Origin of the sequence: Chryseobacterium pennae, assembly GCF_003385515.1 — a bacterium.
GTDB lineage: Bacteria > Bacteroidota > Bacteroidia > Flavobacteriales > Weeksellaceae > Chryseobacterium > Chryseobacterium pennae.
This window is the reverse complement of sequence record NZ_QNVT01000001.1, coordinates 358,446-382,069: the sequence shown is the minus strand read 5'-3', so window position 1 is coordinate 382,069 and position 23,624 is coordinate 358,446. Positions and strand designations below refer to the sequence as shown.

At 37.4% G+C, this 23,624-nt stretch carries 19 protein-coding genes; 2 read left to right on the top strand and 17 right to left on the bottom strand.

The window, feature by feature from the left end; all coding sequences use genetic code 11:
* Positions 1 to 137 precede the first annotated feature (137 nt).
* The 11 genes from ribH to DRF65_RS01660 all read right to left on the bottom strand — a co-directional run bounded on the left by ribH (position 138) and on the right by DRF65_RS01660 (position 12,850).
* Positions 138 to 656: a 6,7-dimethyl-8-ribityllumazine synthase gene (ribH, locus tag DRF65_RS01710; RefSeq protein WP_115968344.1), complete on the bottom strand. Its 519-nt coding sequence runs from the start codon at positions 654 to 656 to the stop codon at positions 138 to 140.
* Between the two features lie 4 nt (positions 657 to 660).
* Positions 661 to 1,368, bottom strand: a complete 708-nt coding sequence (locus DRF65_RS01705; protein ID WP_115968342.1) for a YfgM family protein — start codon at positions 1,366 to 1,368, stop codon at positions 661 to 663.
* Positions 1,369 to 1,527: 159 nt separating this feature from the next.
* The gene (locus tag DRF65_RS01700; protein WP_115968340.1) at positions 1,528 to 2,064 is read right to left on the bottom strand and encodes an adenine phosphoribosyltransferase; all 537 of its coding nucleotides are present in this window, start codon (positions 2,062 to 2,064) and stop codon (positions 1,528 to 1,530) included.
* A complete protein-coding gene (locus DRF65_RS01695; protein ID WP_115968338.1) occupies positions 2,065 to 3,270 on the bottom strand; it encodes a hypothetical protein in 1,206 nt (401 codons plus the stop codon).
* Positions 3,271 to 3,320: 50 nt separating this feature from the next.
* Positions 3,321 to 4,337 carry a hypothetical protein gene (locus tag DRF65_RS01690; protein WP_115968337.1) on the bottom strand — a complete coding sequence of 339 codons (1,017 nt, stop codon included), beginning with the start codon at positions 4,335 to 4,337 and terminating at the stop codon, positions 3,321 to 3,323.
* 121 nt (positions 4,338 to 4,458) lie between these two features.
* Complete coding sequence (locus DRF65_RS01685) at positions 4,459 to 5,790, bottom strand: quinol:cytochrome C oxidoreductase (RefSeq protein ID WP_115968335.1); 1,332 nt, start codon at positions 5,788 to 5,790, stop codon at positions 4,459 to 4,461.
* Between the two features lie 8 nt (positions 5,791 to 5,798).
* Positions 5,799 to 6,476, bottom strand: a complete 678-nt coding sequence (locus tag DRF65_RS01680; RefSeq protein ID WP_115968333.1) for a c-type cytochrome — start codon at positions 6,474 to 6,476, stop codon at positions 5,799 to 5,801.
* Between the two features lies 1 nt (position 6,477).
* Entirely contained in the window at positions 6,478 to 6,999 is a 522-nt protein-coding gene (locus DRF65_RS01675) for a DUF3341 domain-containing protein (protein ID WP_047376185.1), read from the bottom strand.
* Positions 6,986 to 8,383 (bottom strand): NrfD/PsrC family molybdoenzyme membrane anchor subunit, encoded by a 1,398-nt coding sequence (nrfD, locus tag DRF65_RS01670; RefSeq protein ID WP_089735129.1) that lies wholly within the window; start codon positions 8,381 to 8,383, stop codon positions 6,986 to 6,988. Before nrfD ends, DRF65_RS01675 begins: the two co-directional genes overlap by 14 nt.
* A gap of 25 nt (positions 8,384 to 8,408) precedes the next feature.
* Entirely contained in the window at positions 8,409 to 11,468 is a 3,060-nt protein-coding gene (locus DRF65_RS01665) for a TAT-variant-translocated molybdopterin oxidoreductase (RefSeq protein WP_115968331.1), read from the bottom strand.
* Positions 11,469 to 11,491: 23 nt separating this feature from the next.
* Positions 11,492 to 12,850 carry a c-type cytochrome gene (locus DRF65_RS01660; RefSeq protein WP_115968329.1) on the bottom strand — a complete coding sequence of 453 codons (1,359 nt, stop codon included), beginning with the start codon at positions 12,848 to 12,850 and terminating at the stop codon, positions 11,492 to 11,494.
* A gap of 182 nt (positions 12,851 to 13,032) precedes the next feature.
* Between DRF65_RS01660 and DRF65_RS01655 the strand changes: the two genes are divergently transcribed.
* Positions 13,033 to 13,590 (top strand): SPOR domain-containing protein, encoded by a 558-nt coding sequence (locus DRF65_RS01655; protein WP_115968327.1) that lies wholly within the window; start codon positions 13,033 to 13,035, stop codon positions 13,588 to 13,590.
* 46 nt (positions 13,591 to 13,636) lie between these two features.
* Here the strand turns inward: DRF65_RS01655 and DRF65_RS01650 are convergent, their stop codons facing one another.
* The 6 genes from DRF65_RS01650 to DRF65_RS01625 all read right to left on the bottom strand — a co-directional run bounded on the left by DRF65_RS01650 (position 13,637) and on the right by DRF65_RS01625 (position 21,899).
* The gene (locus DRF65_RS01650; protein ID WP_228438444.1) at positions 13,637 to 14,914 is read right to left on the bottom strand and encodes a DUF6080 domain-containing protein; all 1,278 of its coding nucleotides are present in this window, start codon (positions 14,912 to 14,914) and stop codon (positions 13,637 to 13,639) included.
* A gap of 77 nt (positions 14,915 to 14,991) precedes the next feature.
* A complete protein-coding gene (locus DRF65_RS01645) occupies positions 14,992 to 15,948 on the bottom strand; it encodes a T9SS-dependent choice-of-anchor J family protein (RefSeq protein ID WP_115968325.1) in 957 nt (318 codons plus the stop codon).
* An 82-nt stretch (positions 15,949 to 16,030) separates the two neighbouring features.
* A complete protein-coding gene (locus DRF65_RS01640) occupies positions 16,031 to 17,572 on the bottom strand; it encodes a protein adenylyltransferase SelO (RefSeq protein WP_115968323.1) in 1,542 nt (513 codons plus the stop codon).
* Positions 17,573 to 17,647: 75 nt separating this feature from the next.
* Positions 17,648 to 20,023: a transglycosylase domain-containing protein gene (locus DRF65_RS01635; protein ID WP_115968321.1), complete on the bottom strand. Its 2,376-nt coding sequence runs from the start codon at positions 20,021 to 20,023 to the stop codon at positions 17,648 to 17,650.
* A gap of 6 nt (positions 20,024 to 20,029) precedes the next feature.
* Positions 20,030 to 20,494 (bottom strand): gliding motility lipoprotein GldH, encoded by a 465-nt coding sequence (locus tag DRF65_RS01630; protein WP_115968319.1) that lies wholly within the window; start codon positions 20,492 to 20,494, stop codon positions 20,030 to 20,032.
* Positions 20,487 to 21,899: a PSP1 domain-containing protein gene (locus DRF65_RS01625; protein ID WP_115968317.1), complete on the bottom strand. Its 1,413-nt coding sequence runs from the start codon at positions 21,897 to 21,899 to the stop codon at positions 20,487 to 20,489. Before DRF65_RS01625 ends, DRF65_RS01630 begins: the two co-directional genes overlap by 8 nt.
* Before the next feature lie 479 nt (positions 21,900 to 22,378).
* On the opposite strand from DRF65_RS01625, the gene DRF65_RS01620 reads away from it, so the two are divergent.
* On the top strand, positions 22,379 to 23,620 hold the full coding sequence (locus DRF65_RS01620; protein WP_115968315.1) for an OmpP1/FadL family transporter: 1,242 nt from the start codon (positions 22,379 to 22,381) through the stop codon (positions 23,618 to 23,620).
* Positions 23,621 to 23,624: the final 4 nt, after the last annotated feature.

Sequence of the window (23,624 nt, the reverse complement as noted above, 5' to 3'; positions counted from 1 at the left end):
ATTTATTAATAAGAATTTAAGAGTTCATGGGTATAATTTAAACCTTAGTTTAATTAATCCGTGAACATTTTGATATTTGCCAATAAAAAAAGGACTATTAAAAAATAGTCCTCTGTATTATTAAAGTATATCAACGGTTAAGAATGTCCAAAACCGATGTTTCCTTTTTTATCAGATAAGTTCTTTTTGAAATCAATCATTCTTAAAGCGGTTACTGCTGCTGCTACACCTTTGTTTCCAAGGTCTCCGCCGCTTCTTGCAATAGACTGTTCCTTAGTGTCATCTGTCAAAACACAGAAGATTGTGGGAGTGTCTGTCATGATATTACAATCCTTGATTCCCTGTGCTACAGCAGAACATACATAGTCGAAGTGAGGTGTTTCTCCACGGATCACACATCCGATTGAGATGACAGCATCATATTTTCTTTCTTTGCAAAGCTGCATGCTTGCATAGCTTAATTCAAAAGCTCCGGGAACAGGGAAAAGCTTAATGTTTTCTGGTTTTACGCCTTCTTTTTCAAGGATTTCCAAAGCTGCATCACGAAGATTGTACGTTACAAAATCATTCCACTCAGAAAAAACAATGCCGATAGAAAAATCTTCGGCATTAGTTATATGAAGTGGCTTGTAATCGGAAAGATTAACTGTTGCCATTTTTTTAGTAATATTTAGTCATTTCAATATAAGAATCAGACATTCCGTTGTCATAATCCTGGTATTTCTCATCAATTGCTGAGAAGTATTTTTTAGCATCTGCATTTTTCTTTAATCCTAATGCTACGATACCTGCTTTTCTTGTGAAGAAATAAGTAGTATAAGGATCATCAGAAGCTGTAGCTGCTTTGTCTAATAATGATAAAGCTTCATCATTTTTGTTCAATCCTGATTTTGCATCAGCCATAGCACCATATTTCATTGCCATCAGCGTTTTGTTGTCAGAAGAGAATTTATCTAAAAGATCATAAGCTTCCTGGAATTTTCCCTCTTTGAATTTCAATAAACCAGCATTGTAAGCAGATAGCTGACCGATGCTTGTTCCTGAATATTCGTTAGAAGTTCCGATAAAACCTGGATTTGCAGCAGATTTTCCACCTAAAGCTTCAGTGTTTTTATTTTCAGTAAGGTTTTTCTGAGCAGCAAGGAAGCTTTTTACAGCCTCAGCGTTTTTAGGAGCAACTACAAATTGCTTATATCCGAAGAATCCTAAAACTCCCAACACTAAAACTCCAAATACAATTCCTAGTGGTTTTGAATATTTTTCAAGAAATCTCTCAGTGTTTAAGGCCTCTCTGTCAAGGTCTTTGAAGAACTCAACCGTTTCTTTACCTTCTTGCTCGTTCTGAGCATTCTTTCCCAATTTTGCCATAAGTTTTTAAAAATTGAACTGCAAATTTAATTGTTTCTTAGTGATTTACAAAATACTTTTAGAGCATTGTTATATAAATGTTATGAATTATCAATCGTTAATAATAAAAATGCCTCGAAAACATAGTTTACGAAGCATTTATTTTTTTATTGATATAGATTAGTATTCTAAGACATGGTACACTTCTGCACCAAATTTTTTCAGTTTTTCATCACCATTCAAGCCTTTTAGTCCAATCAGGAAACTGAATTGAGAAACAGTGGCGCCCTGTTTTTCTACTAGTTTAGCTGCCGCTTCTGTAGTTCCTCCTGTTGCTAAAAGATCGTCGTGGATTAAAACTCTCTGTCCTGGTTTTATCTGCCCTTCACGGGTTTCGATAATGGCACTTCCATATTCCAGGTCATATTTTTCCGAAATGATTGGTGGGGGAAGTTTTCCTGCTTTTCTGATTAAGATAAAAGGAACCTCTAGGGCTACTGCAATGGCGATTCCAAAAAGATATCCACGGCTTTCTATTCCGCATACTGCATCTATCTTTCCTTTACTGTTGGCAGCAAGGTCTGCAATTACATCTTCATAAAGTTTTGGATCTAAAAAGATGGGTGAAATATCCTTAAACTGGATCCCTGGAATAGGAAAGTCCGGAATATTTTCAATTGTTTCTTCTAGTTTTTTTATCAGTTCTGCTGAAGCCATTTATGGGTTGATTTTATAGCTGGAAATTTTCCAATCTCCGTTTACATTTTTAAGTCCGAAAGTTACCTTTAATGAGGTTGTTTTTCCGTTTTTATCGGTTACATCATAAGTAGCATTTACGCTTGCTCCGTTAGGATTAGATGCACTTGTTGTAATATTTTTAACGCTTACATTTTTTACTGCTCCAAAACCGGAATTAGGATTGGAGAAAGATTCATAGCTTCCCCAGCTTGGGTTGTTAGATGTTTCATAAGCAGCTTTTAAGTTCTGAGAGCTTACGCTGTTCAGGAACTTGCTTACTGTATTTTTTGGATCTGCAACTGGCTGTTTTGGAGCTGTTGGAGCTGCAGGAGTTGCTGTACCAGGTTCTGTAGTTGCAGGTGGAGTAGTTGTTGATGGATTATTCGGGTCTACTACTGCACTTGGCTGTTGAGGAACAGCTGTTGTATCTGTTTTTGGAACGGCAGGAACTTTTAAGGCTGCAGCATTTACATCCAATCCGATTTTAGACATTTTGAAAGTCTTTGCCGTTGTTTTTACAGAAACAGTGATATCAATTTTATTATCTACAACCTTAGAAGCAGGAATAGAAGAGAATTTAAGGTTAAATCCTTTAAAGTTGTTATCCTGCATCAGGTTTTTAGCGGTTGAGAGTCTTACTCCATTGCTGAAAACTTCTAATGTAGCTTCCAAACCGGCACCTGTAAACGCTACAGGGTTTCCTGCTGCATCTACTAATCTTGGAACGATCTGGATAGCGGTGGGTGAACCGTTTCCGTCATCTCCTGTTGGTCTTGTCACAAGGCTTAATGCTCCTGCTTTTATATCATTAGGATCGCTTTCTTTGGCTTTATCATCACCGAAGATATTCATTTCACCCAGTGATGGTGGGTTACTGCTTGCCCATTCTATTCCGTTTTTCTGTGCAACTTCGTCAGCTAAGGTCATGATCTCAGGAACTTTTTTCCCGTTGATCAGTTTTCCAAGAGCTTTTAGCTCATTCACATCCCCATCAGCTTCCACTCCAAATGTTTTAAGGATATAAAGAGCTTCATTAAACTTAATCTGTTTAATGGTTGGTAGGCTGGAAGTCATATCGTTAATACTTGACTGCAGCGTTTTAGTATTCGTAGCATCTACATGATCTTTCTTACATGCCGTAAAAAGCAACAGACTGAAAACAAGTAGAAAAGAAAACTTTTTCATTTTTATTTGGTTTGTTGCAAATTTACTAAAACCTTTATTAATAGTAGATTTTATTTTTTGTTTTGTTTTTCCTGAAGATCCCCCTTGAAATAACTGCTGAAAATGGTCTGCATATTAGGGAAAGACGGATCCTTCCAGTATTGAGTCTGATAATTACTGTATTCTTTATTGAATCTTACATCATCAATATTATTTTCATTGCTAAAACTGATTTCTGTGGTATAAAAATTTTCATAAGAGATAATCTGGTTGTAGCTGGCTTCACTCTTATGTTTGAGCTTTACAAAAAGAATTTCATTAAACTCCAGCAGGTCTTTCAGTGATTTCTGAGAATCTTTTTCGAAGGAAATATTCTGAATGCCTCTAAAATCAAAGAACCGGAATCCAAATAATGCTAATTCTTTCTGCTGCAGATATTCTCCGGTAACTTCTATTTCATCTTTAAAGTTTCCTTTCAGCTCCTTGATTTTTGTATCCTTCTTTTTATACTCATCTATATTTCCGACCTTTTTCATTTTCGGAACATCGAGTGAGTTTCCGTAATCCCAGCTTGCCGTGAGTTTCTTTTCTTGTTTAGGATCTATGAGTCTGTAAATTCGGTACTGCTGAACATTTGTACTTTTTAGCTTTTTGGTTTTATTATCGAAAACATAGGTAATGATTCCGTCTGCATACCCATTAAGTTTATTGTTAACGGTAACGTATGAATTAAAGTTTCCTTTAACCAGAATGTATTTGGCTGGCTTATTATTTTTAATAACAATGGTTTCAATTTCTTTTACCTGGTCGTTGATTTTAATGGTGGGCTGTTCAAAGTCAGAATAGGAGAGTGTCGCCACAGGGAAACTGTTATACACTAACTGGAATTTTTCCTGATCTGGGTTTAATGACTGTTTGTCGATTTTCCCATCAATATCAGAGTAAGCAAGAATACTTCCGTCTTTCCCGAAAACAGAAACTTTAGGAAGCGGCTTGTTGTTTTTTTCTGAAACAAAAGTAATTGTCTGTGCATCCATGAAAACAGAGATGAGACTGAATACAAAGTAAAGCAGGTGAATTCTTTTCATAGGAGTATTTTATTTGATGTTGGTGATCATGTTGCTCAGTTCTCTATTGAAAATTAGAACATAAAAAAAGACTGATCGTTTAAACAATCAGTCTTTTAGAGTTTTATTTTGTTACAAGTCCTTAGAAAGGATACTCATAAATTTCAGATTCGTGTAGGTATGGGTTTCCTGTTGGAATCAACTTCAGTTTAGATAAAGCTGAAAGTACAGTAAACATAAATAATCCTGCTACAAATAAAACAGCTCCTGCTATTAATAGGAATACCTCAGGAGTGTTCCAGTAAGGTCCTACCGTTCCAGGCATTACCATATTGAAATAATCTAAAAGGTGACCTAAAATAACGACAACAGCCATTGTTGTTACTACTTTGTAGTTTCTCTTGATGCTGCTACTTACTAATACCAATAAAGGTAATAAGAAGTTGATAATTAGCATTGGCAAGAATGTAGTACCATAGTGCTGGAATCTTCCGAAGAAGTAGTTAACCTCTTCCGGTACGTTGGCATACCAGTAAAGCATGAACTGAGCGAACCATGTATATGTCCAAAGCATACTTGTAGCGAAAAGGAATACTCCTAGATCGTGTAAGTGGTTGTCATTGAACTGTGGTAAGAAACCATTTTTCTTAAGATAAACACTTAGTAAAATGATAACAGCAATACCACTTGAAAGGCAGCTAACCATTGAATACCAGATATACATTGTAGAATACCAGTGAGGGTCAATAGACATCAACCAGTCCCAAGCCCAAGCAGCAGATGCAAATCCGAAGAATGCAATATATCCTACTGCCCATCTGTAAAGCATTTGATACTCAACTTTAGATTTAGTATCGTCTACTTTTTTAGACTGAGCTTTAAGTTTCCATGCAAAGAATGAAGCACCTATCACATAAATAAGAGTTCTGATTGCATAGAAAGGAATATTTAAGAATCTTTTCTTTTCAAATAAGATCACATCGAAATGTGCAGAGTTTGGATCTGTTAAATCCGGATCCATCCAGTGGAATAGGTGACCTTGGTGGAAAATATTCAATAGCATTATGATTACTAGAATAGCCCCTCCGTAAGGAATATAAGAAGCAATAGCCTCCATTACTCTTGTAATGATAATTGGCCATCCTGCATGCGCTGCATGCTGAATACAGTAGAAAAATAATACTGCACAACTTACTCCGAAGAAGAATACAGCTACGAAATGTATGGATGCTAAAGGCGAATTATGAATCTGCATTGTCGCATGCTCTAAATGAGCGTTGTGATCCTGCGGTCCAACCATTTCACTTGAGTGTGTAGGAGCATTATGACCAGAAGCATGAACAGCCTCCATCATGTGTTCTATTTTCTCAGTAGAAATTCCTTTGTTCAAAAAGAAACCAATACCGAAAAGAACTAAACCTACAACAAGAAGTATTATAGAAGTTGATTTTAATTTTGGTGAAAAACTATACATTTCTTTTCTTATTTTTTAGTTTCAGTAGTCGTTTCAGTTGCTGGTGCTGCGGCTGCCGGTGCTGCTGAGCCTTTTTTGAAAGCACTCATCACATACATTGCCACTCTCCATCTATCACCAGGGTTTAGCTGTCCAGCATAAGATCCCATCGCGTTTCTACCGTTTGTTAATACATAATGAACAGATCCTACAGTAATTTCTCTGTCAGCATAGTTTGGTACTCCAGAAAATGCTCCAGTCTGTACAATTGGTCCTTGTCCATCACCTCCTGTTCCGTGACATGCAGCACAAGTATGGTCGAACAATATTTTTCCTCTTTCAATATCCTTAGCAGCATTAGCCGGATTTAGAGGAGAAGCAGTCATTTTTTTAGAAGCATCATATCCTGCGTTGTACTCGTCAACATTCTTTGGCTTTAACCCTTCTTCAAAAATACCATCTTTATTTTGCGCTACTGATCCTTCTACTGGAGAAAGACCTGTTGCACCACTATTTTTAACAAAAGCAGGAATTTCATTTTCATGATCTGAATACGCATCCTGAGCTTTCATCAATGGATCATAAGCTACCGGAAAATACATGTCCGGGAAGTATACCAACGGAGTGTTCTCCTTTGGCCCGCAAGAGTTAAGTAAAACTGTTGTTAAACCTAAAACTGCTGTAATTCTTAATACGTTCTTTTTCATTTTAAGCGTCTTTAACAGTTATTTCTTCAACTCCAGTTTCAATTAGCAACTGCTTTACAGATTCTACATCTTCAGTTACGAATTCCATCATGAATTTATCATCAGTAGTTCTTGGATCCGGATTCTGAGCTGGAGCTCCTGGATACATTTTGTTTCTAACTAAGAAAGTTAAAGACATCATGTGAGCTGCACAGAATACCATTAATTCGAACATTGGAACTACGAATGCCGGCATGTTGTGTGCCCAGTCAAATGCTGGTTTACCACCGATATTCTGAGGCCAGTCATGGTTCATCACATACCAAGTTACAGTAGCACCAATAGTAACACCGTAAAGAGCATATAAGAAAGCGGCATCAGAAATTCTAGTTTTCTTTAACCCTAAAGCCTTATCTAGTCCGTGAACCGGAAACGGAGTATACACTTCGTTTATAGCGATTCCTTTATCGTTGAATGCTTTAACGCCGTTCATTAAATCGTCGTCGTCAGCATAAAGTCCGTATACAATTTTAGTGGTGCTCATCTCCTTCTTTTGCTTTATAAGTTTCACCTGAGATTTTCAGAATCGATTTTAATTCAGCCTGTGCAATTACAGGGAATGTTCTTGCGTATAGTAAGAATAATACAGAGAAGAATCCGATTGTTCCTAAGTATACACCCACATCAATGATCGTTGGCTTAAACATAGTCCAAGATCCTGGTAAGTAGTCTCTAGAAAGGTTGATAACGATGATATCAAAACGCTCAAACCACATACCGATGTTAATGATTAATGCAACAATGAATGTCCAGATAATGTTCGTTCTAGCTTTTTTGAACCAGAATGATGCAGGAACAACAAGGTTACAGATAATCAATGACCAGAATGCCCACCAGTAAGGTCCTACTGCTGCACCCGGAGAAAGATATGTGAAATCTTCAAATCGAGATCCTGAGTACCATCCGATGAAATATTCAGTTGCATAAGCTACAGTCACCATACCACCTGTAAGAACGATTACGATGTTCATAATTTCGATATGATACATTGTGATATATTCTTCTAAGTGACAAACTTTTCTAGCGATCAACAATAGTGTCTGTACCATTGCAAATCCTGAGAAGATTGCTCCGGCAACGAAGTAAGGAGGATAGATCGTAGAGTGCCATCCTTTAATTACTGAAGTTGCGAAGTCAAAAGATACGGTAGTGTGTACCGAGAATACAAGTGGAGTTGCCAACCCTGCAAGAACCAAAGAAAGTTCTTCGAATCTTTGCCAGTGTTTTGCTTTACCACCCCAACCGAATGCTAGGAATGTATAAATCTTCTTAGTCCAAGGAGTTTTAGCTCTATCTCTGATCATTGCAAAGTCAGGGATTAATCCCATGAACCAGAATACAGTTGATACTGAGAAATACGTAGAGATCGCAAATACGTCCCAAAGTAGAGGAGAGTTAAAGTTCCCCCAAAGAGAACCGAATTGGTTTGGTAATGGGAATACCCAGTATCCAACCCAAACTCTACCCATGTGAATTACAGGGAAGATTGCTGCCTGTACAACCGCAAAGATCGTCATCGCCTCTGCAGATCTGTTTACAGACATTCTCCATCTCTGTCTAAATAATAATAATACTGCTGAGATTAGGGTTCCGGCGTGACCGATACCTACCCACCATACGAAGTTGGTAATATCCCAACCCCAGTTAATAGTTCTGTTAAGCCCCCATGATCCAATACCTGTCCCGATCGTATAAGCGATACATCCGAATCCATAGATGAATAGAACTAAGGCTGCATATAATGAGATCCACCATAATTTACCTGCTCTTTCTTCGATAGGTCGTGCAATATCTTCTGTGATATCGTGATAAGTTTTGTGACCAATAATTAGAGGTTCCCTTATCGGAGCTTCGTAATGTCCTGACATTTTTTACCTATTTATTATTTAAACTTTATTTTTCTACTCTGTTTCTTACTTTAGTATGATAGAACACATTTGGTTTTGTTCCGATCTCCTCTAGTAAATAATATCTTCTGTTAGAGGCATACACCTTTCTAATTGAAGAATCTTTATCATTCATGTCTCCAAATGTCATTGCACCAGTAGAACAAGCTTTAGAACAAGCTGTCTGGAATTCTCCATCCTTCACTCTTCTTCCCTCTTTCTTAGCCTCAAGAATAGTATTCTGAGTCATTTGGATACACATTGAACATTTCTCCATTACCCCTCTAGTTCTAACAACTACGTCAGGGTTAAGTACCATTCTTCCTAAATCGTTGTTCATGTTGTAATCGAACTTGTCATTTAGGTTATACGTAAACCAGTTGAAACGTCTTACTTTGTACGGACAGTTGTTTGCACAATATCTTGTACCGATACATCTGTTGTAAGCCATATGGTTTTGACCTTGCTTACCGTGTGAAGTAGCCGCTACCGGACATACAGTTTCACATGGAGCGTGGTTACAGTGCTGACACATTACCGGTTGGAAGATTACATCTGGATTATCAGCCGGGTGGTTCAATGCCCCTCCGTCTCCGAATGCAGTACCATACAATTCAGGTACAGCCATTCCTTCTTTTAATCCTTCGTATATTTCTACCTTTTGTCTTGAAGAATAGTAACGGTCAATTCTTAACCAATACATATCTCTAGACATTCTTACTTCTTCTTTACCTACTACAGGAACGTTGTTCTCAGCCTGACAAGCAATGATACATGCTCCACAACCTGTACAAGAGTTCAAGTCAATAGATAAGTTGAAATGAGGACCGTCAGTATCATCAAATGCATCCCAAAGATCGATTTTTCTTGCTGGAAGAGCTCCACTGATGGTGTGGTATTCCAAAGGCTTATTCCATCCTTTGTGCTCGTCATCAAATGGTACGTTGATGAATTCAGCTAAAGGAACTTCTTTAGCGATTTCGTAACGACCCATTAATGTATTTTGAAGCTGGATACCTGCGAATTCGTGATCTTCTCCTGTCTTTTCGATTTTAGCACCAGAAAGAACAAGGTTAGAACCATCGAATAAAGGATAAGCATTTACCCCAGTATCTGCAGTTGCTCCTGAGTCTTTCTTACCATAACCAAGCGCAAGACCTACTGATCCTTCTGCTTGACCTGGTTGTACGAATACAGGAACATCTTTTATTGTTACTCCGTTTACAGTAAGATTAACAATTGAACCATCTAACTGCATTCTCGCGTTAAGATCGTTGTCAATTGCAAATTTCTCTGCGTCTTTTGGAGAAATAGTCAGGTAGTTATCCCAAGACATTCTAGTGATCGGGTCAGGTAACTCTTGTAACCAAGGGTTGTTTGCCTGAGTACCGTCTCCCATTGAAGTCGTAGTGTATAATACTAATTCTAATTCGGAAGCTTTGAAGTTTCCTAGCTCAGCAACAGCTTGTGCAGCGTTTCCACCAGCGTAAGATAATGTTGTTGAGTTTGTAGAAGGGTTGATACCGTTATATAATGCTTTGTTGAAAGAAGTACTACCTAAAAGAGAAGCAGAGCTAGCCTTTAAATAATCGTAGTAGTTGTTTGCAGCATTGTTTTTACCATTTTTCCAAACCAATAAAGATTCTTCAATCTGTCTTGATTTGTAGATCTTCTGGATCGTAGGCTGCATTAATGAATATACTCCTGTCTGTGGTTCGATATCTCCCCAAGACTCTAACCAGTTAGCCACTGGAATCACAGCCTTAGCTGCTTTGTACATTTCATTTTTCTTATCAGCAACCGCAATTACATAAGGAACTTTTGATAAAGACTTCTTGAAGTCTTCTCCTTTTGGATGAGCATAGATAGGATCTACGTTGTTTGTAACTAATACTCCAACTTGTCCACCGTTTATCCATCCTAGGAATTCCTGGTATCTTGCACCGTTGAATTCTTTTAGTAAGTTTGCTTTACCAGTGAAAGCTACTGAACCTAATTTTTGGTTGATTAAGTGTGCTAAAACCTGTGCTCCTTTAGAACCGTCAGCAAAAACAACAGCTTTGCTTCCTTTTGCTTTAAGTTCGTTTGCAATTTCAGTAGCAGTCTTATCAGAAGTACCACCACCTACGATTGCATTATAAACCTCAACTAAAGTTTTGTTTACAGCACTTGGCTTTAATCTGTATCTTGAGTCAGCGTTAGCACCAGTTAATGACATGTTAGATTCCACTTGGATGTGTCTCAACATGGTTGCACTTGGTTTTCTAGCTGCTGCGTAAGAAGACTCTAAACTTGAAGCGTTATAATCTCCTAAGAAATCAGCCTGGAAAGAAACTACCAATTCAGAACCGTTAAGGTCATAAACAGGTAATGCTCTTTGTCCGAATACTTCCTGAGCAGCATCTAATCCTGCAGCATAAGGATAAGCATCGAAAGTTACTAATTCAGCTGTAGGATATTTAGCTTTGAATTCAGCGAATAACTTTTTGAAAGTTGGTGAAGCAAAAGAGTGTGATAAAACCACAATCTTTTTGCCTGACGCTTTAGCTTCTTCCAACCCTTTAATAACGAAACTGTCTACTTTATCGAAAGTTTCATCTTTACCGTCTAGCTTAGGCTGCTTTACTTTATCATTATCATAAAGAGAAAGTACACTTGCCTGAGCTCTAGCGTTAGTTTTACCTAAATCACCACCAGCAGGGTTTGGTTCAATTTTGATAGGTCTACCTTCACGGGTTTTTACTAAAACACTAGCGAAATCGAAACCGTCAAAATATGTTGAAGCGTAATAATTAGGAACCCCTGGAATAATATCGTGTGGTTTTACCACGTAAGGGATCGTTTTGATTACCGGAGCTTCGCAGGCAGCTAAAGTTACTGCTGCTGTAGAGAATCCTAGTAATTTAAGGAAATCTCTTCTTGAAGTACTTGATCCGTTTTGTTCAGCATCTCCAAGGAAATCTTCTACCGGAATTTCTTCCTGAAACTCTTTAAGAGCCAGCTTACCATTTAAAGCTGGGTCTTTAAGTTCATGAATACTTCTGAATTGTATTTTGTTTGAAGCCATTTATACTTCTAATTTTTTAGTTATTAATAATGACATTTACCACACTCAAGACCTCCAATTGCATCTACAGTGATCTTACCTCCATCTTGTGGATATTGTTTTTTCAACTTGTCGTGTAGATTTTTGAAGTACTCTTTATTATAACCGTTGTTCATATCAACCTCAGTCGTTCTGTGACATTCAATACACCATCCCATTGTAAAGTCGTTAGCCATTTGAACAACATTCATTGTATCAATTTTACCGTGACAAGCCTTACATACAACGTCAATTTTGTTGTTAGGATTCTTTTTGTTGAAAGAATTGATGATCGCTTGTTCACCAGCAATTACGTGCTGAGAGTGGTTGAAGTAAACGAAATCTGGCATGTTGTGGATTCTTGTCCATTCAACCGGTTGTGTTTTTCCTGTGTACTGTTGTTTAGCAGGATCCCAGCCTGTTGCTGCGTAGATCTTCTGGATTTCTCCGTCATAGAATGCCTTGTCTTTTCCTGGCTCCATGTAGTGATCTGCGTTGTATTCAGAAATTGTTCTGTGACAGTTCATACAAACATTCATAGAAGGAATTTCAGATACTTTTCCGTATTTAGCACTGGAGTGACATAATTGACAGTCAATTTTTTGTTCTCCAGCGTGGATTTTGTGGGAGAAGTAGATTGGTTGTTCAGGCTTGTATCCTTTGTAAACCCCGATCCACATTAACCAGTTCCAAACTCCGTAAGCAGCAAGAATAGCAAGTACAGCTATTATACCTTTTCCTACATAGTGGAACTTCTCGTACATTTCCTTGAACGAACGAACTCTCGTTTCGTTAAGCCCTGTTAATTCTTCAGACTGGCCTAGTTTTACTAATTGTCTTAGTTTAAGCAAGATCCATACTAATAGACCTGCAATGGCTAATAGGGAAATGATTACAATGTTTGTTGTGCTTTTGTCTGCAGGAGCTGCCGCATCAGCGCCAGGTGCAGGAGCTGCTTTGTCTTCCTTTGGAGGCTCAACAGGAGGATTAGTAGTGAATGCTAAGATGTCATCAATGTCCTTCTCCGTAAGGTTAGGGAACTGTAACATTTCAGTCTTATTATACTTTTCGAAAATTTCATTGGCGTATTTATCCCCTGAAGCTCTTAAAGCTTTGTTGTCTTTAATCCACTTGTGAAGCCAATCTCTGTCTACACCACCTTCTGTCTTTACTCGTTCTACAACCCCCTTTAATGGAGGTCCTATTACTTGTTTGTCCAGCGCGTGACATGCAGTACAATTCGCTTTGAAAAGTTTCTCTCCGTTTTTAGGATCGCCGTCTTGCCCGTAAAATGAAGCACTGGTTGATAGCAATAAGCCTATTGCGATCAACGTTTTTTTATAATGCTTTCTCCAACTAATCATTTAAATTATCTTATGTTAGTAAATTATTGAAACATATCAATTCCGCAAAAATAATATTTTTAACAGAAATTTAACGGCATATAGAAAGGGGAAAATATCATTTACGTTTAATTTGTATTGATTCTAAATAACTCGTTTGGTATAGTTTTTTAATTTGTATAAATTTGCGGAAACAAGTTTAAATGAGAAATTTGATCAAAATATTTTCGATATTATCATTGTTTGGTTTTTATAGTATTGAAGCCCAGCAAGTTGTTAAAAAGGATACGCTTTCGGGAACGGAGCTTGTTATCTCCATGGATTCCAAAATAAATGCTGCTTTGGAAGGAGTAGAAGATAAATGTTCAAAGGTTGTTACCAATAATCCTACTAAAGATTATAGTAATAATGACTCTGGTATTTCTTCAGGCATCAGTACAAAACCTCCTAAAATCTATGTACCGAATAGGGAATTGACTAATGCAGAGATTTGTAGAAAAAATCCTAGAATTTTAGGATATAAAATTCAGATCACAACGGTGAAGAGCAATGAAGAAGCTAATGAAGTGAAGTCTTATTTCAGAAAAAGATTTCCTAATCTGAAAGTGGAAACAGATGCTTCTTTAAGACCGAACTATAAAATCTTAGCTGGAAGTTACTTTACTAAGCAAAGTGCAGCTGGGGATCTGTCTAGAATTAGAGAATATTTTAAATCTGCAGTGGCTGTACAGTATAGAATTTTCTGTGCTGAAGCAAAATAATACTGAAGATTTTAAAACATATAAGCCGGGAATTTTCCCGGTTTTTTTATTGATAATAAGTTTCTAAAAACCAAAAGAATTCTGATATTCTGAACAGATTGTTTGCAAGTAAATAGACAAAAAGGAAACAGATTATTAGCGTTAAAAAAGCCATCATTTTTGCAGAGGACCTGTAGGCGAACAAGAGCCAGCCAATAAGCAGTGGATATACAAATACAAAGTGACCACCGTAAATATATGAAGTGTGAAGCCCGAATCTCATGATGCAGTGAATGATGATGTCAAAGAGAAATGAAATCATAATAACCTGCACCCATTTGTTTTTAAAATTCTTCAGATAACTCCAACTTGTCAATATCAATAATAAGCTGATGAAAATGTAAGGGAATATTGACGAATAAAGATCCATATAAAGACCTTTAAAGTCAAAACCTTTCATATTGTGTTTGTCTGAAATAATGAAACTCGGAAAAAGAATATTTCCTCCGAAAAAGAAAGACAGGATCATATCCCAGGTCGGCATGGATTCTACATTGGAAAACTTTTCATATTGCTGATTGGTCTTTGAAAAAATGTTCTGGTATTTAAAATCAATTCTGTTCAGGTAAAGCAATGTGTAGATTGTAATGGCTGCCATACCTCGTAAAATGGCTTCTCCTATTTTTTTCCAGCTTTTAAAAAGTCCTTTTTCGAAGAAAACCGGGATGAAAACTTTTACCATGTTGGTAATGGTAAGTCCTCCAATGGTAATACCTGCCAATGAAAGTGCTGTGGCTGGTATTTTTTCTTCCTTTCTGAGTTTTATCGCTGCATAATAATTGTATAGAGAAAGAAAGAATAGGGTGTAGGTGAAATTTTCCGGAGTAAAGGAAAGAATGATGTTGGTAGAAAATATTCCGAAGAATAATATAATCAAAAGACTATAAGGCAACGGAAGCCTGATGATATTCTTAAGGTATTTGAAAATCTGAACCACATTTAAAGTGATGATGATATTGCTGAGCCAGGCTAGGGTGAGTCTAAAGGTCATATCCATTTTACCTCCTGAAACGAATAAACAGAATTCTCTGATCCAGTTGAAAAAATAATAGGATAGAGGGTGTCTTTCAAAGCTGCCTCCAGTCATCAGAATAGATTTGTTGTCAAAGCTGAAGTAGGCGTCCCAAGGAATTCTGCTATCGAAGATAATTCTGTAATGAATGGCAATATAAGAACCCAGAATTCCGTAACAGATGATAAAGAAGAGGAAAACTGTAAGTTCAGTGTAGGAGGAAGGGAAGACCAGCCTCAAAAAGTTAATAAATTTTGTCTTGATAAATGACACGTGTCGTATTTTTTGCAAAAGTAAAATAAAAAACCACCGGAATGGGTGGTTTTGGGAAGATTGTATACACGTTGTGATTATTGTTTGATAATTTTTTCTGTTGTAGAAGTTCCGTCAGCAAATTCTACGTTCATCAGATAGATTCCTTTTGGAAGAGATGAAATATCTGTATTTCCGGATTCTGTTCTGTTGAGTGTTTTTCCTGACATGTCAATTACTGAAGTTGATTTTATTTTTTTATCTGTTTTAATATTGATTTCTCCTTTAGTAGGATTAGGGTAAATAGCTGTGTTTGTTTTTGCTTTTGAAGCCTCACTTGTTCCAAGAGTTCCTGAAGTTGTGATTTTAACATCATCCAGCATAAACATATATTTATTTTCAGCCATATAGTTAAAGCCAACTCTTATGGTTTGTCCCGCATAGCTATCAAGGTTAAGGGTAATAAGCTGCCATGATGGGTAGGATGCACTGAGGGCGGCTGGTCCTGAAATTGTTGTGAAATTACTTCCTGAGGTTGGGCTTCCACTTCCTGTATAAACTCCCACTTTGTATTGTTCAGTATAATCAGGAGAAAGAGCTTTCACCCAAAATGTTAAAGTATTGGAGCTTGTTCCCAGTGTCACTGCCGGGGTAATAAGCCAGTCATTGTTGGCAATAGTTCCTAGTTGTGCAGATGCTGCCCATGCGGCGGCGTACTTCTGTCCGGTGTGTGGCGTGAAATCTCTTACTTCTTCATCTGTAGCCGTAGCTGTCGTGTTGTTTGTGGCATTTGTGTTGGATGGATTAAATATTTGAAATGCCTTTGGTGAAGATGAATTGGGCCAGCTTGGTGTCCAGTTGGGATCAGTTACACCTCCAACAACCGGGCCTCCACCATAAAAAGTGCCCGCCATATCAAGGTCAAGTGTAAGCCAGCTTCCAATTCCTGTAATGGCAAAGTCCGTATAACTTTCAAAGCTCTCATTGAGCAGTACTGTTTGGGAATATGCTGCTGTTCCCAACATTAAACTTAAAGATAGGATAATTTTTTTCATATTAAAGATTTTTCTAAAATTAGTGAAAATATTTAATATGATGTAAATAATTCAATATCTACGACATTTTGCGGTATATTCATTAAGAACTACACGAAAGTGTAGAACATCCTGCGGTGTCGTCATATTCAGGTGGCCTTTTGGCGGAAAACTCAGGGAACAATTCTTCATAGGGAGTTTCCAGGGCCTGAGTTAGCTTATTCAGCATTTCAGTTTTACCATGGTTGATTTCCTCAATGCACTCATAGAGCAGATAATTTCTGAGAATGAATTTTGGATTTGATTTTGCCATCATTTGTAAAGACTCTTCTCTGGAAATGGTATTTGAATTCAATCTGGACTTGTAACTTTCAATAAAGTTCTTAAGTTTCCCAAGTTTTTCTTCATTTAAAACAGAGTAGGAGATATCACTAAAAGCTGCCTTTAGATCTGTTTCGCTGGATAATTTTTCCAATTGATTAAAAAATAAAGTGTGATCCAGTTCCAGTTCCTGCATTAATCCCTGCCAGTTGGTAAAGAAATCTTCATCATCTTTTCTTAGTTCATCAAACCCGAATTTTCTGCAAAGCATTTTGTCATGAGCCTCCCAGAAATAATTGCCATATCTGTTTAAAGTATCTTCTAAAAACTTTTCATCCTTAATCAGCGGATGAAGAGCATTAGCCAATTGCCAGAGGTTCCATTGAGAGATCTGTCCCTGTTTTCCGAAAGCATACCTTCTTCCAGGAAGATCAGTGGTGTTGGGGGTGAAATTTAAATCATATTCATCCATCATTGAATAAGGGCCATAATCGATGGTAAGTCCTAAAATAGACATGTTATCTGTATTCATCACTCCATGTACAAATCCAACCCTGAACCATTCCACCATAAGATCTGCTGTACGGGTGCAAATGCTTTCAAAAAAGGCTTTGTATTTCTGGATACCTGATGCTGTGATTTCCGGATAATAATTTTCAATGGTAAAATCCAATAGGTTTTCTAAGTTTTTGTATTCCTGCTGGGCAGACATCAGTTCAAAATGTCCAAAGCGAAGAAAACTTTCGGCAGTTCTGATTACGACTGCTCCTTTTTCCAACTGTGGATTTCCACTATACATAATGTCCCGAACGACATCTTCTCCGGTGAATGCAAGGCTTAATGCTCTGGTTGTAGGAACTCCCAAGTGAAACATCGCTTCACTCATCAGGTATTCCCTTACGGAAGATCTCAGAACGGCTCTTCCATCTGCATGTCGGGAGTAAGGGGTTGCTCCGGCTCCTTTCCACTGGATTTCTGTTCTTTTTCCGGAGTCATTAGTGATTTCTCCTGCAAGAATTGCTCTTCCATCTCCTAGCTGACCTGCCCAGTTTCCAAACTGATGTCCTGCATAAGCTGTCGCATAGGTCTGAATATTGTCAGGTAGATTGTTTCCTACCAGGAAATCCAGGTCTTTTTCATCGAAATTACCCAATCCTATTTCTTCGGATAAAGTTTTATTAAAAGCTATTAACTGAGGTTTATCAAATCCTGCAGGGGCAATCGTTGAAAATAAAACTTTAGGCGTATTTCTCTGCATAGGATTGTTTGAAAAATCTCCTGGAAATTTTTTGATAAAAGGCTGGCTTATGCGTTCGATATTCATCCTTCAAAGGTATTAATTATAAAAGAAAAGACCTTTCAAATTATTGAAAGGTCTTATGTATTTCTAAAAGAGAATTTATTTATTGAAATCTACCTCATCATTAGAGTGAAGGTTTTCATTGATATTTTCTTCTTTCTTTTCTGTAGATTTTTTAGGTGTTGGATCTGCCGGTCTTGGATTTTTGATCTCATCAATGGTCTGAAGACTTCCGTCATCTCCATATCCGCCACCTAATCCTTTAAGGTTTGAACAGCCGTCTTTCCAGTCAGAAGGTTTGATAAACTTATCATCCGGAGTAATTCCCAATGTCTTGTCTGCCCATACTTTCTTCATGAATATTGCCCATATAGGCAATGCCATTTTTGCTCCCTGCCCTTCACCTGTTCCGAAGAAGTGGGTTGCTCTGTCTTCCCATCCTACCCAGGCTCCTGTCGCCAGTTTAGGAGTGATTCCCATGAACCAACCATCGGAGTTGTTCTGTGTAGTACCTGTTTTAGCAGCAATTTCAACCGCTTTTGAGATTCCTCTTCTTCCAAGCTCTCCTGATGCAGTACCATATTGTGCAACACCTTTCATCAATTCAATCATGGTGTAGGCGTACATAGGGTTCATTACTTCTTTAGGCTCTACATTTACCTCCTTAATAACTCTACCGTTGGCGTCTTCAATTCTCCAGATCATTTCCGGTTTATTGTGGTTACCGTAGTTTGCGAAAGTACTGTATGCACCTAGCATTTCATAGATGGTAATATCTGATGAACCCAGGGCAATGGTATTGTTTCTAGGAATATCTTCTGTTACTCCAAGATCTCTTGCGGTCTGGATAACAGCGTCTACTCCCGTCATTTCTATAAGTCTTGCTGCAATCGGGTTCTGAGAATGTGCCAAACCATCTTTTAAAGTAAGCATTCCTCCTCTTCCCGGTACATGCCAGCCGTTATGGTCATAAGTTCCGTTAGAAACAGCAGAACAAGGAGTCATTCCCAGTTTCATAATTGCAGTTGCATATACGAAAGGTTTGAATGTAGATCCTACCTGTCTCTTACCTTGTTTGATGTGGTCATATTGGAAATGCTGCCAATCGATACCTCCTACCCAGGCTTTGATCTCGCCGGTTCCGGGAACCATAGACATTAAACCTGCCTGTGCAATTTGTTTGTGGTATCTGATAGAGTCCCAAGGTGACATTTCAACCTCTTCTTCTCCAGCCCATGTGAACCTTGAAGTTTTGATCGGTTTTTTGAATTCCATCATAATGGAATCATCTGGCATGCCATCAGCTTTTAACAGCTTATATCGGCCAGTTCTTTTCATAGCCTGAAGCATTACACTACTGATTTGTTTATCAGTAAGATAGTAGAAAGGTCTGTTCTTTCTTCCTCTCTGTTCTGCGTCGAATCTTTTCTGAAGATCCGTTAAATGCTCTTTGATAGATTCCTCAGCATACTTTTGCATTTTAGAATCAAGAGTAACATAAATTTTTAATCCGTCTTTATAAAGATTAAGCTTTTTACCGGTTTCTTTTTCATGAGACTCAAGATATTTATCAATCTCTTTTCTCAGATAGAACTTGTAGTAAGCAGAATATCCGTCAGTAATACTTTTGATAGGGTGAAAATCTACCTCTATCGGTGTATTGGCTGCTTTTTCATAAGTGGCAGCATCAATATATCCTGTTTTCTGCATTTGGTCCAAAACAACATTCCTTCTTTCCTTTGCCTTTTCAGGATATCTGTAAGGATTGTTTTTTCTTGGGTTCTCAAGCATTGCTACAAAAGTTGCTGCTTCCGGTAGGGTAAGCTCAGAGGTCTTTTTGTTAAAATAAACTCTGGATGCCATTTCAACACCATTTGCATTGAAAAGGAAATCGAACTTATTGAAATAAAGGGTAATGATTTCTTCTTTAGTATATCTTTTTTCAAGACTTACAGCAACCACCCATTCTTTCAACTTCTGGAATGCTCTTTCAAATTTATTCTGAGATGCTGTTCCTGTAAAAAGAAGTTTTGCCAGCTGCTGGGTAATGGTAGAACCACCACCGCGTCCACCTCCGTAGGCAACTGCTCTGGCGATAGAATAAAGGTCGATTCCTGAATGTTCTTTAAAACGCTCATCTTCTTTTGCCTGAAGAGCATAGATAAGGAAAGGAGGAAGATCCTTATATACGATAGGCTGAGTTTTTTCTTTCTCAAACTTACCTAGCGTTACCCCATCTGAAGAAATAATCTCAGAAGCTACAAATATGTCCGGGTTTTCCAGTTCTTTTACATCTGGCATTTCTCCAAGGAATCCTTGGGAAACTGCAAAGAAAAGTCCTGAAATCCCTAAAACTACCGCAATGAGTGCAATCCAAATAAAGGAGACCCATTTTTTCCAAGAGGTGTTCTTTTTTTTAGGAGGCAGAGGGAATGTTTTCCCCTTATTTCCTGCATTTTTATTGTTTACTTCCATTTATGGTTACGGTTTAGCCGTTTCTATTTTTATCCCAATATCTTCAATTCCTGGTAAGATATCATTTCTCATAGCTTGAGTAAGCCCGATTTGATATTTTCCTTTTCCTGGGAATTTATAATTTAATTTATACTGAAACAATGTTTCCTTTGTATCACCAAAGCCTGTACCAAGCCACTCTCCGTTTGGTTTTGCCAGAACATAATTAAGGGTGTCTGTCTCTTTTTTCTTGTTCTGAAGATTGGTGAAATTCACAATGAACCTTATATTACTGTAAGGATAATTGTTGTTGTTTCTTACAACAAATATAATATTTTTAGGATTCTGCGGATCTGAAATTTCAAGATTAAATTTTTGCTCACTTTTCTTATTCCACTTATTATCAACGGAATTCATAATAACATCTTCTCCTGAAGAAGAGTTACAGCTTAAGAAAAGAATAAAGGTCAATAATCCTAAAATTTTACGCATTTTTATCTTTTTTTGGAGGATATTTCTTTTTAAATTTTTTCTTGTTCGGATTGCTTTGTTGCGCATTCTCTGCATCAGGATTTGCATCAGCTTTTACTTTTTCCACGGGTGCTTTTGGCTGCTGTTGTGGTTTGGGTTGCCTAGGCTGGTTTGCTGAATTAGCATTAGAGTTTTCCGGCTTTTCCGATCGGTTAGGTCTTTCCTGTCTTTCAGGTCTGTTTTTCTTTGGACCTTCTCCCTGAGGTTGTCTTTGTCCTTGTCCCGGGTTATTATTGTTCTGCTTAGTCTGACTGTTTCTGTTTCTGTTGTTTCTGTTTTTCTTCTCGAAGCGGTCTACATTATTTTCCTGGATAAGATCAATGCTTTGGGATGGTGTTTCCGGTTGTTTCAGGTCTTCCAGAGGGAGTATTCTTTCTCCTCTTTTGTTCTTTGCAATCAGTTTTTTAACAAGATCAATATCGAAGTCGTACCATGCGATAGAACTGTCTACATAAGCAAACCACATTTTCTTTTTGAAAACGTCAATTTTGATACAGAATGCTTTTCCTTTTTCTGTGTCCAGTGTAGTAGAAGAAGATGGGAAGTTGCTTAATGCATCTAAATAACTGTCAAGCTCATAGTTAAGGCAGCATTTAAGCTTACCACATTGTCCTGCCAGTTTTTGAGGGTTAATACTTAATTGCTGGTATCTTGCCACATTTGTGTTTACAGATCTGAAATCTGTTAACCATGTAGAGCAGCAAAGTTCGCGTCCACAAGATCCGATTCCACCTACTTTTGCAGCTTCCTGTCTGAACCCGATCTGCTTCATGTCGATCTTCGTTCTGAAAGCACCGGCGTAATCTTTGATTAACTGTCTGAAATCCACACGGGTCTCAGCAGTGTAATAAAATGTGATTTTTGAAGAGTCACCCTGATATTCAACATCAGTTACCTTCATTTCAAGACCTATTCTTTGAGCAATTTTTCTTGCTTCAAGCTTTACGGCTTCTTCTTTTTTTCTTGCTTCCTGCCATACCTCAAGATCTTTTTGGTTGGCCTGTCTGTATATTTTAAGTGCTGATTCTTCAGAAAACTTTTTCTTTTTCATCTGAATCTTTACTAATTCTCCCGTAAGGCTTACTACGCCTACATCGTGTCCCGGACTAGATTCTACTGTAATTACGCTACCTATATGTAAAGGAATATTATTTACATTCTTATAAAACGATTTTCTGTCATTTTTAAACCTAACTTCTACAAAATCACACCTGTTTGGTGCCGGATTGTTGATGTTAGAAAGCCAGTCAAAAACACTTAATTTATAACTATTCCCGCAGGTATTTACATTTTCACAACCACTTGCAGTTTTTTTAGGACCACAAGAATGTGCAGAATCGCCGGATGTTTTGCATCCACAACTCATATTACTATTATTTATAATCTTGCAAATTTATGTATTTTTATCTTTATGCAATTCTAAAATACTCAAATAACCTGAATTCGTGGTAAAACATTTTTGTATTTTAGTAAAGTCGGGAAGTTAAAGAAATAAAGAAGTCTGGTTGAGAGGGTTTTCAATAGGTCTTTTTTTTGCTTTTAAAATTTGTAACGGGTACAAAAAAATCTGCTTTCAAAATTTTAACATTTTTTGAGATTTCACTCTGTTATGACCTTTTTCAAGGTGATGATTTCCTTTTGTTAAACAATCGTTTAATATTAAACAGTTTTAATAGCGTCATGTAGTCTGATTTGTAATTGTTTGTTAACTATTGCTTTGTGCTTTATTATGTCTAGAATGTTATTTTAAACATAGTTTTCTTTTTATATATTGTTTAAAATGTTAGCAAATATTAACAGACGTATTCAAAATAATTTTATATTTGGGTTATATAATAATAGTCTATGAAAAAAATATTAGTATCAACTGCTTTATTGGCGGGCGTTTTATCTTACGCAGGAGGCTTCAGAGTTTCTTTGCAGGGGGTAAAACAATTGGCAATGGCGCATACTAGTGCTCATGCCGAAGATGCAAGTGTGACATTCTTCAACCCGGCAGGTATGTCATTTATTCCTTCCAAGCTGAGCGTAGTAGCGGGAGGATTTGGTGCAAGTAATAAAGTTACTTTTCAAAACTTAAATACTTTGCAGAGTACGGAAACGGATAACCCACTTGGGACCCCAATCTATGCAGCGATTACTTATAAACCAATAGAAAATCTATCTGTAGGTTTTAGCTTTTCAACACCTTTCGGAAGTACGATTAAATGGCCGGATAATTGGGAAGGTAAGGAAATGGTACAGAAATTAGAACTGAAGAGTTATTATTTCCAACCAATGGTTTCTGTGAAACTGGCTCCTTGGTTGGCTTTCGGAGCAAGTTATATCTATGCAAGAGGAAAAGTAGATTGGGATAAAGCTGTGACACAATTTAATGGACAAGTAAATATCAATGACGATAAAGCAAGCGGACACGGATATGGTTTTGGTTTCTATTTCAGACCTGATCCAAAATTGGATGTTAGTATTGCATACCGTTCAGCAATTGACATGAAGGCTGATAATGGAACTGCTACATTCAAGTTCCCAACTCAGACCCCTTATTCATTATTAAAATTAAATGCTGCAGGCCAAGATGGTTTCACAGCAACACTTCCGTTGGTTGAAGAGTATACTATCGGTTTAACTTATAAAGTGACTCCAAAATGGCAGGTTTCTGCGGATTTCAACTATCATGGATGGGAGAGATATAGTAAGTTAGTCTTGGATTTTGCGAATGCACCACTTGCACCTAATAACCCATCAGATCCAACAGTTCTTGTGAGTGCTAAGAACTTTAAAAACTCTAAAACATTCAGATTGGGAACTCAATATGCTTTCACTAATATGATTTACGGTCGTCTAGGTGCATATTATGACGAGTCTCCTTATACTAACGAAAACTTTATTCCGGAAACTCCTTCTTTTGATACCTATGTGATTACTGGTGGAGTAGGATTTAAGCTAAAACAGTTTGGAATTGACATTGCAGGAGGATATGCGATGCCTCAGTACAGAAATGTGAACAATGCTAATCTTGGATTCTATGGACAGGCTAAGGCAAAAGCGTTCTATTTTGGTCTAGGTTTATCTTATAACCCTTTTTAATTAA